The organism is Catellatospora sp. NPDC049111 (assembly GCF_040648615.1).
Lineage (GTDB): Bacteria > Actinomycetota > Actinomycetes > Mycobacteriales > Micromonosporaceae > Catellatospora > Catellatospora aurea.
Map to the genome: position 1 here is coordinate 66,109 of NZ_JBEZEB010000040.1, position 16,102 is coordinate 82,210.

13 protein-coding genes are annotated in these 16,102 nt (G+C 71.3%); 9 read left to right on the plus strand and 4 right to left on the minus strand.

Going from position 1 to position 16,102, the window contains the following annotated elements; all coding sequences use genetic code 11:
- Window positions 1-182: 182 nt before the first annotated feature.
- The 3 genes from AB0B66_RS34915 to AB0B66_RS34925 form a co-directional block, all read right to left on the minus strand.
- Window positions 183-1,343: an acyltransferase gene (locus AB0B66_RS34915; RefSeq protein ID WP_360538100.1), complete on the minus strand. Its 1,161-nt coding sequence runs from the start codon at window positions 1,341-1,343 to the stop codon at window positions 183-185.
- Between the two features lie 281 nt (window positions 1,344-1,624).
- Window positions 1,625-2,749, minus strand: a complete 1,125-nt coding sequence (gene serC, locus AB0B66_RS34920) for a phosphoserine transaminase (protein ID WP_360538102.1) — start codon at window positions 2,747-2,749, stop codon at window positions 1,625-1,627.
- Between the two features lie 175 nt (window positions 2,750-2,924).
- Window positions 2,925-4,028, minus strand: coding sequence for a citrate synthase 2 (locus AB0B66_RS34925; protein WP_360538127.1), 1,104 nt, complete (start codon window positions 4,026-4,028; stop codon window positions 2,925-2,927).
- Between the two features lie 262 nt (window positions 4,029-4,290).
- Here AB0B66_RS34925 and pdxH point away from each other — a divergent pair, with 262 nt between their 5' ends.
- The 6 genes from pdxH (at window position 4,291) to AB0B66_RS34955 (ending at window position 8,968) form a co-directional block, all read left to right on the plus strand.
- Window positions 4,291-4,956, plus strand: coding sequence for a pyridoxamine 5'-phosphate oxidase (gene pdxH, locus AB0B66_RS34930; RefSeq protein ID WP_360538129.1), 666 nt, complete (start codon window positions 4,291-4,293; stop codon window positions 4,954-4,956).
- A 23-nt stretch (window positions 4,957-4,979) separates the two neighbouring features.
- Complete coding sequence (locus AB0B66_RS34935) at window positions 4,980-5,903, plus strand: aldose 1-epimerase family protein (RefSeq protein WP_360538104.1); 924 nt, start codon at window positions 4,980-4,982, stop codon at window positions 5,901-5,903.
- Between the two features lie 2 nt (window positions 5,904-5,905).
- Window positions 5,906-6,565 carry a nitroreductase family protein gene (locus AB0B66_RS34940; RefSeq protein ID WP_360538106.1) on the plus strand — a complete coding sequence of 220 codons (660 nt, stop codon included), beginning with the start codon at window positions 5,906-5,908 and terminating at the stop codon, window positions 6,563-6,565.
- Window positions 6,566-6,603: 38 nt separating this feature from the next.
- Entirely contained in the window at window positions 6,604-6,897 is a 294-nt protein-coding gene (locus AB0B66_RS34945; protein WP_203695662.1) for a type II toxin-antitoxin system VapB family antitoxin, read from the plus strand.
- A 32-nt stretch (window positions 6,898-6,929) separates the two neighbouring features.
- Window positions 6,930-8,090 carry an acyl-CoA dehydrogenase family protein gene (locus AB0B66_RS34950; RefSeq protein WP_360538131.1) on the plus strand — a complete coding sequence of 387 codons (1,161 nt, stop codon included), beginning with the start codon at window positions 6,930-6,932 and terminating at the stop codon, window positions 8,088-8,090.
- A gap of 107 nt (window positions 8,091-8,197) precedes the next feature.
- Entirely contained in the window at window positions 8,198-8,968 is a 771-nt protein-coding gene (locus AB0B66_RS34955) for a DUF4230 domain-containing protein (protein ID WP_360538108.1), read from the plus strand.
- 2 nt (window positions 8,969-8,970) lie between these two features.
- On the opposite strand, the gene AB0B66_RS34960 is transcribed toward AB0B66_RS34955, so the two are convergent.
- Window positions 8,971-10,551 carry a N,N-dimethylformamidase beta subunit family domain-containing protein gene (locus tag AB0B66_RS34960; protein WP_360538110.1) on the minus strand — a complete coding sequence of 527 codons (1,581 nt, stop codon included), beginning with the start codon at window positions 10,549-10,551 and terminating at the stop codon, window positions 8,971-8,973.
- Between the two features lie 212 nt (window positions 10,552-10,763).
- On the opposite strand from AB0B66_RS34960, the gene AB0B66_RS34965 reads away from it, so the two are divergent.
- The 3 genes from AB0B66_RS34965 to AB0B66_RS34975 all read left to right on the plus strand — a co-directional run bounded on the left by AB0B66_RS34965 (window position 10,764) and on the right by AB0B66_RS34975 (window position 16,013).
- Window positions 10,764-12,122: an L-serine ammonia-lyase gene (locus AB0B66_RS34965; RefSeq protein ID WP_360538112.1), complete on the plus strand. Its 1,359-nt coding sequence runs from the start codon at window positions 10,764-10,766 to the stop codon at window positions 12,120-12,122.
- A 103-nt stretch (window positions 12,123-12,225) separates the two neighbouring features.
- A complete protein-coding gene (locus AB0B66_RS34970; RefSeq protein ID WP_360538114.1) occupies window positions 12,226-14,415 on the plus strand; it encodes a bifunctional glycosyltransferase family 2 protein/CDP-glycerol:glycerophosphate glycerophosphotransferase in 2,190 nt (729 codons plus the stop codon).
- A 287-nt stretch (window positions 14,416-14,702) separates the two neighbouring features.
- Window positions 14,703-16,013 carry an ABC transporter ATP-binding protein gene (locus tag AB0B66_RS34975; RefSeq protein WP_203695653.1) on the plus strand — a complete coding sequence of 437 codons (1,311 nt, stop codon included), beginning with the start codon at window positions 14,703-14,705 and terminating at the stop codon, window positions 16,011-16,013.
- Window positions 16,014-16,102 lie beyond the last annotated feature (89 nt).

A 16,102-nucleotide genomic window follows, 5' to 3' on the forward strand; every position in this document is an offset into this window, starting at 1 on the left:
CGTCCCCTGTGCCGGTCCATGCCGTGGCTGCCGGGGGGAGTTCCCGGCCACGGTATGACGTTCCCAAGAGAACACCGTACGCGGTGAAGGCACACCCGCGCACCCGCCACGCCGAGTCTGACGACACGCTCACATTCGCGTGCGGACATATTCGGAGGTCCACCGTGGCCGGTGGGCGGCGTTCAGTTCCTGCGTACGGCCGCCAGCGAGGTGGCCAGACCGCGCTTGAGCCGCGCGCCGAGCGGACGCTCCACATAGCGGTGGATCAGCCAGGACACGCCGAGCATCAGTGCGACGATCCCGGCCAGCAGCAGCCAATGCGGCACCCGGTCGCGCAGCGCCACGATCAGCGTCTGCCCGATGGCCTGGTGGATCAGGTACAGCGGGTAGGTCAGCGCGCCCGCGAGCGTCAGCCAGCGCCACCCGACCCGCTGGAACGCGCCGAGCGCGACCGCCGCCAGCAGGGCGAAGCAGCCGGTGACCAGGGCCGCCACGCTCCACCAGCTCTGCTGGAAGTGCTCCAGCGGCGGGTAGCCCTGCAGCCGGTACAGCGCGATCAGCCAGTTGACGCCGACCAGGCCCCACAGCAGCAGGTTCGAGCCGAACCGGTGGATCAGGAACAGCGCCACGCCCGCGACGAAGTACGGCGCGAACTGCGGCACGATCATGTTGTTGATCCAGCCTTGGTTCCAGGTGGTGGAGAAGACCGCGACCAGTGTCCACACGCTGCAGAAGTAGACGACGCGGCGGCAGGTCACGCCCAGCCAGACCACGATCGCGAAGAGCAGGTAGAAACGCAGCTCCGCACCGAGCGACCAGTACGACCAGTCCTGGTCGGTGACGCCCAGCCCGCTCTGCAGCATGGTCAGGTTGACCAGCGACTCGGGTGCGGGCAGCGGCCCGCGCAGCGTCGGCCAGGCGGCGAGCACGGCGGTGGTCAGCACGACGCCGACCCAGTACGCGGGGAACAGCCGGACGGCCCGGGACGCGGCGAACTCGCCCAGGCTGCGGCCCCAGCTGCTCAGGCAGATGACGAAACCGCTGATGAGGAAGAACAGGTTGACGCCGAGCCAGCCGAAGGAGGCGACGGCGGCCAGCGGGCCGAACAGCGAGCCGGGGTCGACGCCCCACGGTCCGCGTACCAGATGATGGGCGACCACCAGCAGCGCCGCGGCCAGCCGCAGCCCATCCAGGACCAGCAGCCGGGTCGGCGCGGGCCGCGCGGCGGGCGCGCCGTCGGGGCGCGCGGTCGGGGCGTCCGCGGGCGGCGCCACCGGCCGGCCGGCCGTCGGGGCGTGCGCCGGCACGGACCGCGGCGGCGTGTCCAGCGGGGTGGCCTTCATGACTTTCAGAACACGGGGACCCCCCGCTCGGGTTGAGACGTCGGTCGTCTTCTTGCCGATCGGTTCCGTCTGCGTCGACACCAGTGGGACCCCTTGCGCTGGTCGGGTGGGCTCGCTCTGAAGGCGGTTGCCCAGCCGTGCCGCTGGCTACACCCGGCGGAAGGGGCGAGCCTATCCAAGACACCTGGTTATCCGGGCAAATGCCGCAGACATTCACCGGTACGCGGACAAAAATGCGGCGGAGCCCTTCGGGCCCCGCCGCATCAGCTGCGTGAAACGGTCTACAGCTGCTCGATCACGTAGTCGATGCTCGCGGTCAGCGCCTGCACGTCCGACGGGTCGATGGCCGGGTAGAGCGCCACACGCAGCTGGTTGCGGCCCAGCTTGCGGTAGGGCTCGGTGTCGACCACGCCGTTGGCGCGCAGGGTCTTGGCGATCGCGGCCGCGTCGACGCCCTCGTTGAAGTCGATCGTGGCGACCACGTTGGAGCGCAGCCCCGGGTCGGTCACGAACGGCGTCGCCACCGGCGACTTCTCGGCCCAGCGGTACAGGATCTCGGCGCTCTCGGCGGTGCGCTGCGCCGCCCAGGACAGGCCGCCCTGCGCGTTCATCCAGTCCGTCTGCTCGGCGGCCAGGAAGATGGTGGCCAGCGCCGGGGTGTTCAGGGTCTGCTCCAGCCGCGAGTTCTCGATCGCGGTGACCAGGTCCAGGAACGCGGGGATGTACCGGCCGCCGGCCTTGATCTGTTCGGCGCGCGCGATGGCGGCCGGGGACAGGATGGCGATCCACAGGCCGCCGTCCGAGGCGAAGCACTTCTGCGGCGCGAAGTAGTAGACGTCGCTCTGGGTAAGGTCCACGTCCAGGCCGCCCGCCGCCGAGGTGGCGTCGTGCAGGATCAGCGCGCCCGGGTCGGCCCCGGCCACCCGCTGCACCGGCACCGCGACACCGGTCGACGTCTCGTTCTGCGGGATGCCGTACGCGTCCACGCCCTCCTCGGCGACCAGGAACGCCGCGCTGCCCGGCTCACCCTTGTGCACCGTCGGCGCGCCCAGGAACGGGGCGTCCTTGACGGCCTTGGCGAACTTCGCGCCGAACTCGCCGAACGTGGCGAACTGCGCCCGGTCCTTGATCAGGGAGAACGCGGCGACCTCCCAGAAGGCGGTGGTGCCACCGTTGCCGATGATCACCTCGTAGCCCTCGGGCAGGCCGAAGAAGTCGGCCAGGCCCTGCCGGAAGCGGGCGACCTGGTTCTTCACCGTCTTCTGCCGGTGCGAGGTGCCGAGGAAGGAACTGGAAACCGCGCTGAGCGCCTCCACCGCCTGGGGCCGTACCTTGGACGGGCCGCAGCAGAACCGGCCGTCGACAGGCAGGAGCTCGGCAGGGATGGTGATCGGCGTCTCGGCCATGACATCAGTCCTTCAGGCGTGTCAGATCGTGCGAGAAAGCATCGGCGACGCTGCCAATGCCGCATTCTCCCACGTCAACGACCCACCCCAGGGCTCCGTCCCACCCTTTCCCCCGTGACGGTCCTCACGCACGAAGGGCGCCCGCTGTGCGGACGCCCTTCGTGAACAAGACGGGTCAGTGGTGGCTGATGGCGTTCCAGCCTTCGACTTCCTGGGCCTTGCGGGTGCCGGGGCCGACGTACGTCGCCGACGGGCGGACCAGGCGGCCCAGCTTCTTCTGCTCCAGGATGTGCGCGGACCAGCCGGCCACCCGGGCGCAGGTGAACATCGAGGTGAACATGTGCGCGGGCACCTCGGCGAAGTCGAGCACGACGGCCGACCAGAACTCGACGTTGGTCTCCAGGACCCGGTCGGGGCGGCGGGCGCGCAGCTCGGCCAGCGCCGCCTTCTCCAGCGCCTCGGCCACCTCGTAGCGGGCCGCGCCCAGCTCCTTGGCGGTGCGGCGGAGCACGCGGGCACGCGGGTCCTCGGCCCGGTAGACCCGGTGGCCGAAGCCCATCAGCCGCTCGCCGCGGTCCAGCACGCCCTTGACGTAGCCCTCGGCGTCGCCGGAGCGCTCCACGCCCTCGATCATGTGCAGCACCCGCGAGGGCGCGCCGCCGTGCAGCGGGCCCGACAGCGCGCCGATGCCGGAGGAGATGCAGGCCGCGGCGTCGGCGCCGGTGGAGGCGACGACCCGGGTGGTGAACGTGGAGGCGTTCATGCCGTGCTCGGCGGCGGAGATGAAGTACGCGTCGACGGCCTTGACGTGCCGCGGGTCGGGCTCGCCGCGCCAGCGCTTCATGAAGCGCTCGACGATCGTCTGCGCCTTGTCGATCTCCTTCTGCGGCACGGCCGGCAGGCCCAGGCCGCGGGCCGACTGCGCCACGAACGACAGCGCGGTCACCGACACCCGGGCGAGGTCCTCGCGGGCCTGCTCGTCGGAGATGTCGAGCAGCTGGCCCAGGCCCCAGTACGGGGCGAGCATGGCGACCGCGGACTGCACGTCGACGCGGATGTCGCCGGAGTGCACGGGCACCGGGAACGGCTCGGCGGGCGGCAGGCCCGGCCCGAACTTGCCGTCCACCAGCAGCGCCCATACGTTGCCGAAGGAGACCTGGCCGATCAGGTCCTCGATGTCGACGCCCCGGTAGCGAAGCGAACCGCCCTCCTTGTCAGGCTCGGCGATCTCGGTCTCGAAGGCGATCACGCCCTCCAGGCCCGGCTTGAAGTCGGACATGTCGTTCTCCCGGTTCATCGACCTGAGGTTAGGTTCAGTTCGAGCAACATCTTGCCCCGCGGGTAACCGTTTGGCGACCCGCCCCGCACGCGCGGGAAACGTCTTCTTCGGCCGACGGCGGTTATGTCAACGGGATTTCCACCGGCGGCGAGCTGGCACGACATGATTTCCACTGCTGATACGCAGTGCGACAGGATGACTACGTGACTTGGAGCACATCTTGACCACCGGCCCCTCCGCCGCCCCGCACGATCTGGCGCGCATGCGCCGCGAGTACGAGCCCGCAGGCCCGCACCGCCCGGCCGTGCGCGAGGAACCCCTCGTCGAGGAGCACCTCGCCGCGGACTGGCCGACCCAGTTCGGCCGGTGGTTCGCCGAGGCGGTCGCCGCGCAGCTGCCCGAGCCGAACGCGATGATCGTGGCCACGGCCGACCCGGACGGGCGGCCCAGCAGCCGCACCGTGCTGCTCAAGGGCTACGACGAGCGCGGTTTCGTGTTCTTCACCAACTACGGGTCGCGCAAGGGGCGGGAGGCGCTGGCCAACCCGTACGCCAGCCTGCTCTTCCCCTGGTTCGCGATGGGCCGCCAGGTGGTGGTCTGCGGCCGGATCACCCCGGTGGACCGGCACGTCAGCGAGGAGTACTTCCGGGTCCGGCCGCGCGGGGCGCAGCTCGGCGCGTGGGCCAGCGCGCAGTCGTCGGTGCTGCCCGACCGGCAGGCGCTGGACGACGCGTACTCCGCCGCGGAGCAGTCGTTCCCGGCCGAGGCCGAGGTGCCGCTGCCCGAGCACTGGGGCGGCCTGCGGGTGGAGCCGGAGACCGTCGAGTTCTGGCAGGGCAGGCGCAGCCGGCTGCATGATCGGCTCCGTTTCCGCAGGGACACGGCCAGCGGCGCGGACAGGTGGATCGTGGAGCGCCTCGCGCCCTAGAAAGCCATGTAGGGTGCGGGATCGTGACCAACTTTGCGCCGTCCGGCACCCAATGGACGATCAGCCACGGTGACCAGACCGCTACCGTCGTCGAGGTCGGCGGCGGTCTGCGCAGCTACTCGGTGGGCGGGGCGGAGATCCTCGACGGGTACGCCGAGTCCGAGCTCTGCCCGGCGGGCGCCGGCCAGCTGCTGATGCCCTGGCCGAACCGGATCCGCGACGGCCACTACCGCCACGGCGGTCAGGCGCTGCAGCTGCCGCTGAGCGAGCCGAGCCTGCACAACGCCATCCACGGCCTGGTCCGCTGGCTGTCCTGGCACCCGGTGCGGCAGGAGGACGGCCTGCTCGTGGTCGAGTGCGTGCTGGAGCCGCAGCTCGGCTACCCGTGGCGGCTGGCGCTGCGGGTCGAGTACCGGCTGGACGAGCGCGGGCTGACCGTGACGCACCATGTCGCGAACCGCTCGGCCGACACCGCGCCGTTCGGCGTCGGCACCCACCCCTACCTGCGTATCCCCGGCCTGCCGGTGGACGAGCTGACGCTCACCGTGCCCGCCCGGACCCGGCTGCTGGTCGACGGCCGCATGCTGCCCATCGGCGCGGCCAAGGTGGCGGGCGGCGAGTTCGACTTCACCGAGCCGCGGCGCATCGGCGCGCTGGAGCTGGACACCGCGTTCGGCGACCTGGTGCGCGACGACGAGGGCGGCTCGACAGTCACCATCAGCGTCCCGGACGGGCGCGCGGTGCACGTCTGGGCGGACCGCAACTTCCACTGGTGGCAGCTGTTCACCGCGCACACGCTGACCGGCGAGCGGCACCGCCGCGCGGTCGCGATCGAGCCGATGACCTGCCCGCCGGACGCGATGCGCTCGGGCCGGGACCTGATCGAGCTGGCCCCCGACGCGACCTGGCAGGGCACCTGGGGGATCCGCGCCGACCTCGGGGCCTGAGCGTGGAGTTCGCCGACGTCGTACGCCGGCGCCGGATGGTGCGCCGGTACGACGCGGACCGGCCGGTGCCAGCGCAGGCCGTGCACCGGCTGCTGAGCCACGCCGTCCGGGCCCCCTCGGCCGGCTTCGCCCAGGGCTGGGCGTTCCTGGTGCTGGAGACGGCGGACGAGCGCGAGCGCTTCTGGGCGGCGACGTCGCCGCAGCCCGGCGCGCGGACACGCTGGCTGGTGAACATGCGCACCGCGCCGCTGATCATCGTGCCGCTGTCGAACAAGTCGGCGTACCTGGACCGGTACGCCGAGGAGGACAAGGGCTGGACGGATCGCGACGAGGCCCGCTGGCTGGTGCCGTACTGGCACGTCGACACCGGCATGGCCACGCTGTTGATGCTGCTCACCGCGGTGGACGAGGGCCTGGACGGGTGCTTCTTCGGCATCCCCCCGCAGCGGCTCGACGCGTTCCGGGAGGCGTTCGCGGTGCCGGCGGAGTACACCCCGATCGGGGCGGTCAGCGTGGGCTACCGGGCGGCCGATCACCGCTCGGCGTCACTCGCCCGGGGGCGCAGGTCACTCGACGAGGTGGTCCACCGCGGGACCTGGGGATCGACCATCGAAGAGGCGCAGGCGTCGCCGGGTGCGCGCAACGTCGCCGACGGCGGTTAGGCTGAGCGCACTCGGTTTCCGGAGGGAGGGCAGGGCGCGTGATTTTCAAGGCGGTGCGCGACGGGCAGCCGTACCCGGAGCACGGGTACACCCTCAAGCAGTGGGCCGAGATCCCGCCGCGGCCGGTGTCGCTGAACCAGCTCATCACGATCAAGCTGGAGATGGCACTGGACCGGGTCCTGGCGGAGGACTCGACGTTCTACGGGGACCTGTTCCCGCACGTCGTGCAGTGGAAGGGCGAGCTGTACCTGGAGGACGGGCTGCACCGGGCGCTGCGCGCGGCGCTCCAGCAGCGCCATCAGATCCACGTCCGAGTGCTCGTGCTGAGCTGAGTTGCCGTTAAGGTGGCCCGGTGACGACTCCGGTGCTCCCCCTCGATCTGCTCGACCTGGACTCGCTGCTCACCGACGAGGAGCTGCAGATCCGCGCCGTGGTGCGGCGCCTGGTCGACGACAAGGTGCGCCCGCACGTGGCCGGCTGGTACGAGACCGGCCACGTCCCGGTGCGCGAGCTGGCCCGCGACTTCGGCGCGCTCGGCCTGCTCGGCATGCACCTGGCGGGCTACGGCTGTGCCGGGTCGTCCGCGGTCGCGTACGGGCTGGCCTGTCTGGAGCTGGAGGCGGCCGACTCGGGGGTGCGCTCGCTGGTGAGCGTGCAGGGCTCGCTGGCCATGTTCGCGATCTGGAAGTACGGCTCCGAGGAGCAGAAGCAGCGCTGGCTGCCTGGTATGGCCTCCGGTGAGCTGATCGGGTGTTTCGGGCTGACCGAGCCCGACCACGGCTCCGACCCGGCGAACATGTCCACCCGGGCCCGCCGTGACGGCGACGGCTGGGTGCTGCACGGTGGCAAGATGTGGATCACCAATGCGCCGGTGGCGGACGTGGCGGTGATCTGGGCCCGCACTGACGAGGGCGTACGCGGCTTCGCGGTGCCGATGGACACGCCCGGGGTGACCGCCAAGGAGATCACCGGCAAGCTCTCGCTGCGCGCCAGCGCCACCGGCGAGATCGTGCTCGACGAGGTGCGCCTGCCCGCCGACGCGATCCTGCCCGCGGCGGCCGGCCTGAAGGCCCCGCTGAGCTGCCTCACCGAGGCCCGCTACGGCATCGTCTGGGGTGCGCTGGGCGCGGCCCGCGACTGCCTGCACACCGCGATCGAGTACGCGGGCACCCGCACCCAGTTCGGCAAGCCGATCGCGGCCTTCCAGCTCACCCAGGCCAAGCTCGCCGACATGGCCCTCGAACTGCAGAAGGGCTTCCTGCTGGCGCTGCACCTGGGCCGCACGGCAGACCGGGGCGGGCTGCGCCCGGAGATGGTCAGCGCGGGCAAGCTCAACAACGTGCGCGAGGCCATCGCGATCGCCCGGCAGTGCCGCACCATCCTCGGCGCCAACGGCGTGTCCGGGGAGTACCCGGTGCTCCGCCACGCCAACAACCTGGAGAGCGTGCTGACCTACGAGGGCACCTCGGAGATCCACCAGCTGGTGCTCGGCCAGCGGCTCACCGGCATCGCCGCCTTCGCCTGACCCTTTCCCGATATCGCGTATCGGTCCGACCGCAGAGGGTGCTTGTTGTCGTGGTCGGGTAATACCGTGGTGTCCGTACACCCCAGCGGTCAGACAGGAGACGTCACATGGGCGCCGCCGACGAGCCGACGCAGAACCTGCCGGAGTTCAAGCCCGGCCGGTCCCGGCCGACCGAACCGCTGCCCCGGCAGCGGCCCGACGACGAGGACCACGAGCCGGTCGCGCCGCCGCGCCGGTCGGGATTCGCCCGCGCGCTGCTGAGCCTGGTGGTCGTGCTCGGCCTGCTGGCCGGCGGCTACTTCGGGCTCACCGCGGCCGGATTGATCCCGAAGTGGAGCAACCCGTTCGCCGAGCGCACGACCGACAACACGCAGCCGCCGCTGCTGCTGTCGATCAAGGACTTGAGCCGGTTCGTGGCCGCCGAGGGCAACTTCGAGGTCATCGTCGACCTCAAGCAGGACCGCAAGTTCATCCCCGACTGGCTGCTCAACCAGCGCACCCTGTTCGTGGCCGCGGGCACGGTCGAGGCGTACGTCGACTTCGCCAACGTCTCCGATGACAAGATCGTCGTCTCGCCGGACCGCAAGTCGGTGACGATCACGCTGCCGCCGCCGACGGTGGCCGAGCCGAAGCTCGACCTGGACCGCAGCTACGTCTTCGCCGAGGAGCGGGGCCTGATCAACCGGCTCGGCGAGTTCTTCGACGGCGACCCCAACCGCCAGCAGGAGACCCTGCTGAAGGCGGAGCAGGAGCTGGCCAACGCGGCGAAGAAGAGCACGCTGCAGCAGCGGGCCGAGGAGAACACCCGCAAGATGCTGGAGAGCATGATGCGCTCGCTGGGGTTCACCACGGTCACGGTGATCTTCGACGGGGCGTGATGTCAGGCCCGCGAGCCGGGTGCGCCCTTCGGGCCCAGCATGCGGTTCACCAGGTTCGCGGTGGCGCGCTGGATCCGGGAGTCGCGGTAGCCCCGGCGGTTGAGCGCGAGCGGCCAGTTGAAGGTGCCCGCGCAGAACACCACCGCGCCTGAGGCGGCCTCGTACACGCTGGTGTTCTGCACGGCGGGCTTGCCCTTAGTGGTCGTGTACGGCGAGGCGGACAGCAGGGTCTGTACGCCGTCGGCGAACGGGAAGCGGGCGTCGCGGCCGTCCGCCTCGCCACCCACCAGCCTGCGCAGCGACATCCCGTCCCGGACGCCGGTGCCCTCCCACATCCAGTGGTCGGCCTGCTGCACGATCAGCGGCGCGGATTTCGCGACGACGCCGTTGTACTGCACACCGAGCAGCCGCTGCTCCGCGTCCTCCGGGCCGAGGGAGCGCCAGGTGACGGTCGCCCGCCGCGTCGGCGTGCTCGGATCCTCCTGCGAGCTCTTGTAACACGTGATGGTCCGGTTCGGCCGGCCGTCGCCGGGCTCGTAGCGGATGTTCCAATAGATGTTGTTGGCGGCGAGGAAGGCCAGGCTGGTTCCGCCCGCCACCGCGGTCTCGGTGACCGCTCGCATCTGCGCCGACCAGTACTCGTCGTGCCCAGGGAAGATCAGCCCCGCGTGCCGGAGCGGATCGACCCGCCCGAGATGCAGGTCCACGCTCGTGGCGTACGTCACGTCGTAGCCGCTGCGCTCGGCCCACTGGATCAGGTCGTAGTCGGTGTCGAACAGGTAGGGCAGCCCGGAGCCGCTGTAGGGCCGGTCGAAGGAGACCTTGCGGGACCGCTCCTCGTTGCCGAGCACGCCGTCGAGCCGGTAGCCCTGGTAGAGGTTGCGCCCGAGGCGGCCGTCGCGCGGCCAGGGGTTGTAGGCCTGATACGTGGAGAACGGCAGCACGACGCAGAGGTTGCCGCTACGGCGTTCGTCGCGCACGACGAAGACGGTGTGGCTGCGGTGGTTCGAGGCGGTGGTGAACACCGCCACGTACATGCCGGACACCCATTCGGCCGGCACCTTCAGGGTCCACGCCGCAGGCCAGTCGCAGGTGATGATGTTGGTCTTGACCGCGCGTTCCGCCTCCGGCTGCGGCCTGCCGTTCAGGATCGGGCTGCTCACCATGTGCCGGGCCCCGGCGCCGTCGTAGTGGCCCAGCCGGAACACCTCGATCCGGTACGGCTCGGCGTCGGCCACGTGCACGTGGAAGTCGACCGACTCGCCGTGGCCGACGCTGGTCTCCGAGGCGTAGGCCGCGATCTGCTGCTGCACGTCGTCGGCGCTGCGGAAACCGGGGTCGTCGGCGAGCCAGCGCTTGCCCACGGGGCGGCTGTTCTCGGCGGGGATCGGGTTGGCGGTGCGCGGCGGCTCGGTGCGGGTCGGGGCGGGCTTGGGGACCGGGGGCGCGATCACGGGTTCGCCGGTGCGCTGCTGCGGCAACCCGGCGCCGTTGGGCTTGCCGGGGCTTTCGCTGCAGCCGGCCAGCACACCGGCGGCACCCGCGGCCAGCCCGATGGCGGCACGACGCGAGACAGAAGGCATGACGAAACTCCCCCGGGGCGACGTCACCGGCACCGTGCTCGATGACCGTCCGCTCGGGTGGAGATGTTCGCCGATCATTTCGTCGGGCGGGGGTGCCGAGGGGGAGGTCAAGGGGGGCGCGGAACCGGTTTGCGCGAAGAGTACTCGGCTGACGGCCCGCCCGGTAGTAGAGCTACTGTTGACCGTCCGTTCCAGCGTCGGAAGGCACCTCCGTGATCAGCGTGTTCGACCTCTTCAAGATCGGAATCGGGCCCTCCAGCTCGCACACGGTCGGGCCGATGCGCGCGGCGAACCGGTTCGCGACCGGGCTGAAGGCGGACGGGCTGCTCAGCGGCGTCGCCATGGTGCGCGCCGAGCTCTTCGGCTCGCTGGGCGCGACCGGGCACGGGCACGGCAGCGACAAGGCGGTGCTGCTCGGGCTCGCCGGAGACGACCCGGAGACGGTCGACACCGCCACCGCCGACGCCCGGTTCCGCGAGATCAAGGCCGCGGGCCGGGTCCGGCTGCTCGACATCGAGGACGCGAGTTTCGAGCTGACCCTGCACCGCCGCCGCTCGCTGCCGTATCACCCGAACGGCATGACGTTCGCCGCGTTCGACACGGCGGGGACGTGCGTGCGCGAGCGCACCTACTACTCGGTCGGCGGCGGTTTCGTGGTCGACGAGAACGCGGCCGGGGCAGACCGGATCAAGGTGGACGACACGCCGGTCCGCTTCCCGTTCCGGACGGGCGTCGAGCTGCTGCAGCTGGCCAAGGACACGGGCCTGCGCATCAGCGACATCGTGCTGGCCAACGAGCTGTCCTGGCGCTCGGAGGCCGACGTGCGGACGGGGCTGCTGCGCATCTGGCAGGTCATGCAGGACTGCGTGGAGACCGGCTGCACCGTCGAGGGCACCCTGCCCGGCGGGCTGAAGGTGCGCCGGCGCGCCGCCGAGCTGCACCAGACCCTGTCGAAGGAGCACTTCACCACGGACCCGCTGCGGGTCATGGACTGGATCACGCTGTTCGCGCTCGCCGTGAACGAGGAGAACGCCGCGGGCGGCCGGGTGGTCACCGCCCCGACCAACGGCGCGGCCGGCATCGTGCCCGCGGTGCTGCACTACTACGCGCGGTTCGTGCCGGGCGCGAACGACGACGGCGTGATCCGCTTCCTGCTGACCGCCGCCGCGATCGGCGTGCTGTTCAAGGAGAACGCGTCCATCTCCGGGGCCGAGGTCGGCTGCCAGGGCGAGGTCGGCTCGGCCTGCTCGATGGCGGCGGCCGGGCTGGCCGAGGTGCTCGGCGGCACGCCGGAGCAGGTGGAGAACGCGGCGGAGATCGCGATGGAGCACAACCTGGGGCTCACCTGCGACCCGGTGGGCGGCCTGGTGCAGATCCCGTGCATCGAGCGCAACGCGGTGGCCAGCGTCAAGGCGATCACCGCGGCCCGGATGGCGATGCGCGGCGACGGCAACCACTTCGTCTCCCTGGACAAGGTGATCAAGACGATGCGGGAGACCGGCGCCGACATGAAGATCAAGTACAAGGAGACCGCGCGCGGCGGCCTCGCCGTCAACGTGATCGAGTGCTGAGGAAGCCGCATTCACCCGTCTGAGTGCGGCCCGCGTTGTTAGCGTTGACGCGATACCGGACGCGGGCCCGCGCCGGCCCTGCCGCACGGGGGGCGATGCCGACGTGACGCTGCTCAGCCTGATCCTGCCCGCCTACAAGGTGCAGGGTTACCTGCGCGAGTGCCTCGATTCGATCCTGGACCAGGGCTTCGGCGACCTGGAGGTGATCGCGGTCGACGACCGGTCGCCCGACCACTGCGGCGAGATCCTCGACGAGTACGCGGCCCGGGACCCCCGGGTGAAGGTGCTGCACCTGGCGCAGAACGTCGGGCTGGGCGAGGCGCGCAACGCCGGGCTGGCGCGGGCGACCGGCGAGTACGTCTGGTTCGTCGACACCGACGACACGCTCACCCCGGGCTCGCTGGAGAAGGTCGCGCAGGCGCTGCGTGAGCAGGCTCCGGACGTGCTGATCGTGGACTTCGAGCGCACGTACCCGATCGGCCGGCCGCGCCGCAGCAGGCTGCGCCGGACACTCGCCGCCGCCGTCGGGCCCAACGGGGCCGACCTGCAGGCCCGCCCGGGGCTGATCAAGAGCATCCACACCGTGTGGAACAAGATCGTCCGGCGGGACCTGCTGGCCAAGCTCGACCTGCGGTTCGCCCCCGGCTGGTACGAGGACGTCTCCTGGACCTACCCGCTGCTGGTCGGCGCGGAGCGGATCCACACGCTGGAGGAGGTCTGCTACGCCTACCGCCAGCGCCGCCAGGGCGCGATCACCCGCACCGTGAACCCCCGGCACCTGGAGGTCTTCACCCACTGGGAGCGGGCCTGGGAGCTGATCGACCGGCAGGGCGGCCGGGCCGACCCGGTGCGGCCGGTGCTGTTCGCGCGCATGATCTGGCACCTGATGCAGACCGTCGGCAACGCGGACCGGCTGCCGCCGAACCTGCGCAAGCACTCGTTCCTGCGCACCGCCGACATGTTCGCCCGCTACCTGCCCCCGGGCGGCTTCGCGCCGCCGCGCGGCGCGGACGGGCTGCGCTACCGCCTGGTCTCGCGGCGCGCCTGGCGCTCCTATGCGGCACTGCAGGTGGTGCGGCGCACCCAGCGCAGGGTGCAGGAGACCCTCGCCGGGCTGCGGGAGCGCCCGGAGCGCGGCGGCCTGGGCCTGCTCGCCCACGCCTACTACCGGCTGCAGCTGCGGCTGCCGCTCGACCCGAACCTGGCCGGATACGCGGCGTACTGGTACCGCGAGGTCTCCTGCAACCCGGCAGCGGTCGAGCAGGCGGCCCGCGGCCTCGCCCCGCACGTGCGCGGGGTGTGGGTGGTCGGCCGGGACGCGACCGGTGCGGTCCCCCCGGGCACTGCGCACGTCGTCGAGGGCTCGTGGCCGTACTACCGGCTGCTCGCCCGGGCGAAGTACCTGGTCAACAACGTCAACTTCCCGGACTTCGTCCGCAAGCGGCCGGGGCAGGTGCACCTGCAGACGCACCACGGCACCCCGGTCAAGGCGATGGGCCTGGACGGCCAGCACCATCCGGCGGGCGCGCAGCACAACTTCGCGGCCCTGCTGCGCCGGTGCGACCGCTGGGACTTCAGCGTCAGCGCGAACGCGCACAGCACCGAGGTCTGGGAGCGGGCGTATCCGTGCGCCTTCGAGGCGCTGGAGACCGGCTACCCCCGCAACGACCGGCTGGCCCTGGCCGGCGCGGCCGAGTCCGCGGCCGCGCGGGCGGCGCTCGGCATCCCGGCCGACGAGACGGTCGTGCTGTACCTGCCCACGTCCCGCCCGGAGCCGGGACGGCTGCCGGCGTTCGACGCGCCCGCACTGGCCGCGGCGCTGGGCCCGCACGGCCGGGTGCTGATCCGCGGCCGGCACGTGGCCGCCGCGTCCGGTTCGAGCGACCAGGTGCAGGACGTGTCCGGTCATCCCGCGGTGGAAGACCTCTACCTCGCCGCGGACATCATGGTCACCGACTACTCGTCGGCGATGTTCGACTTCGCGGTGCTGGACCGGCCGATGGTGCTCTACGCGCCCGACTGGGCGCAGTACCGGGCGGCCCGGGGCACCGAACTCGACGTGCTCGCCCACGCCCCGGGGCCGGTCGTCCGCAGCCTGCCGGAACTGCTGTCGCTGCTGCGCGACGGCCGCGCACGCGAGCAGAGCGAACGCCGCAGGGCGTTCCGCGAGCGCTTCTGCGCCTGGGACGACGGGCACGCCGCCGAGCGGGTGGTACGCCGGGTCTTCCTCGGCGAGCAGGTCACCCCGCCACGGGTCCCCGACGCTGCGCGGGCACGTTCGGTAACCATCTAACTGCTTTCAGCGATTGCGTCGTCGCCCGGGTGACGGGCACGCCGCACCGGGGTGACACCGCCTTTCCCGGATCTGGATCGTGGATCGCTCCGGACCTCGCCAAACGCACCATCCGAAAAAGACACGGTGTGTTCGCGGACGATTCCGCAGCGTCGTGAAGTGCGCGGTGGGCAAGGTAATACGTCCGTGACCGCCTGAACATGGAACGTTTACCCGATAGGAAGACGGGTTATTTTTCGAGAGTGTGTCCAGATTCGGGGCCGGATCGAGGGCTGTGGGAGGAGACGGTGACAACCGTCGCGCTCAAAGACGTCACCAAGGTTTTTCCAGATGGGACCGTAGCGGTCGACAACGTCAGCCTGGACGTGGCCGACGGGGAGTTCATGGTGCTGCTCGGCCCGTCGGGCTGCGGCAAGTCGACCGTGCTGCGCATGGTCGCCGGGCTTGAGGACCCCAGCAGCGGCGCCATCATGCTCGACGGCCAGCTGGCCAACCAGCTCCCGCCGCGCGACCGGCGCATCGCCATGGTCTTCCAGGACTTCGCGCTGTACCCGCACATGACCGTGGGCGAGAACATCGGCTTCCCGCTGCGGCTGTCCGGCATCGAGCCGGAGCCGCGGGCGGAGCGGGTCGCCGACGTGGCCAGCGCCCTGGGCATCGGGGACGTGCTCGGCCGCAAGCCGAGCCAGCTGTCCGGCGGCCAGCGCCAGCGGGTGGCCATGGGCCGTGCCATCGTGCGCCGCCCCGGCCTCTTCCTCATGGACGAGCCGCTGTCCAACCTCGACAGCGGCCTGCGTGCCGAACTGCGCGCCGAGATCTCCGGCCTGGTCCGCGAGCTGGGCGTGAGCACCGTGTACGTGACGCACGACCAGGCCGAGGCGCTGACCATGGCCGACCGGGTCGCCATCATGCGCAAGGGCGTGCTGCAGGACGTGGGCACCCCGACGCAGGTGTACGGCAAGCCGGCCACCCTCTATGTGGCGGCCTTCCTGGGCAGCCCGCGCATGAACCTGCTGGAGGCGTCGGTCTACGTGCACCTGGACCGCTACGTCCAGCTCAACCTGGGCGAGCAGTCGCTGTACCTGAAGTGGGACGACATCCGCGCCCGCGCCGTGTCGCACTTCCACGGCGAGCGCATCGTCATCGGCGTACGGGCCGAGGCCCTCACGCCGGTCGCCCCGGACACCCCGGGCGACGTGCTGCAGGGCCGCATCCGCTACCTGGAGCACCACGGTCACGAGTCGCTGGCCTTCGTGGACATCGGCGCCACCGCGGTCGTGGTCGACGAGATCGGCCGGTCCGCGGCCGAGGCCGAGGAGCACGGCTCCCGGCTGCGCCGCTTCGGCCACGTCATCAACCGGATGAAGGGCCGCTCCAACGGCGCGGCGACATCGGTGGTCGAGCGGCCGTCCCACCGCGAGCGGGAGAGCGTTCTCTCCGACCCGGGCCGCCACCACCGGCGGGCTGCCGAGCTGGCGGTGCGGCTCGCGCCGTACCCGCAGATCGCCTCGGGCCACCCGTTGTCCATCGCCGTGCGCATGGACGCGCTGCACTTCTTCGACGAGCGCGGTGACCGGATCGACGTCGGCTGGCGCTGACGGGTCACCCCGTTCCCGCGGCTTCAAGATCGCCGTTTCGGGTCGGAAACACGGTTTTGAAGGGCGGTATAAGGCCGCAAATAGGAGGA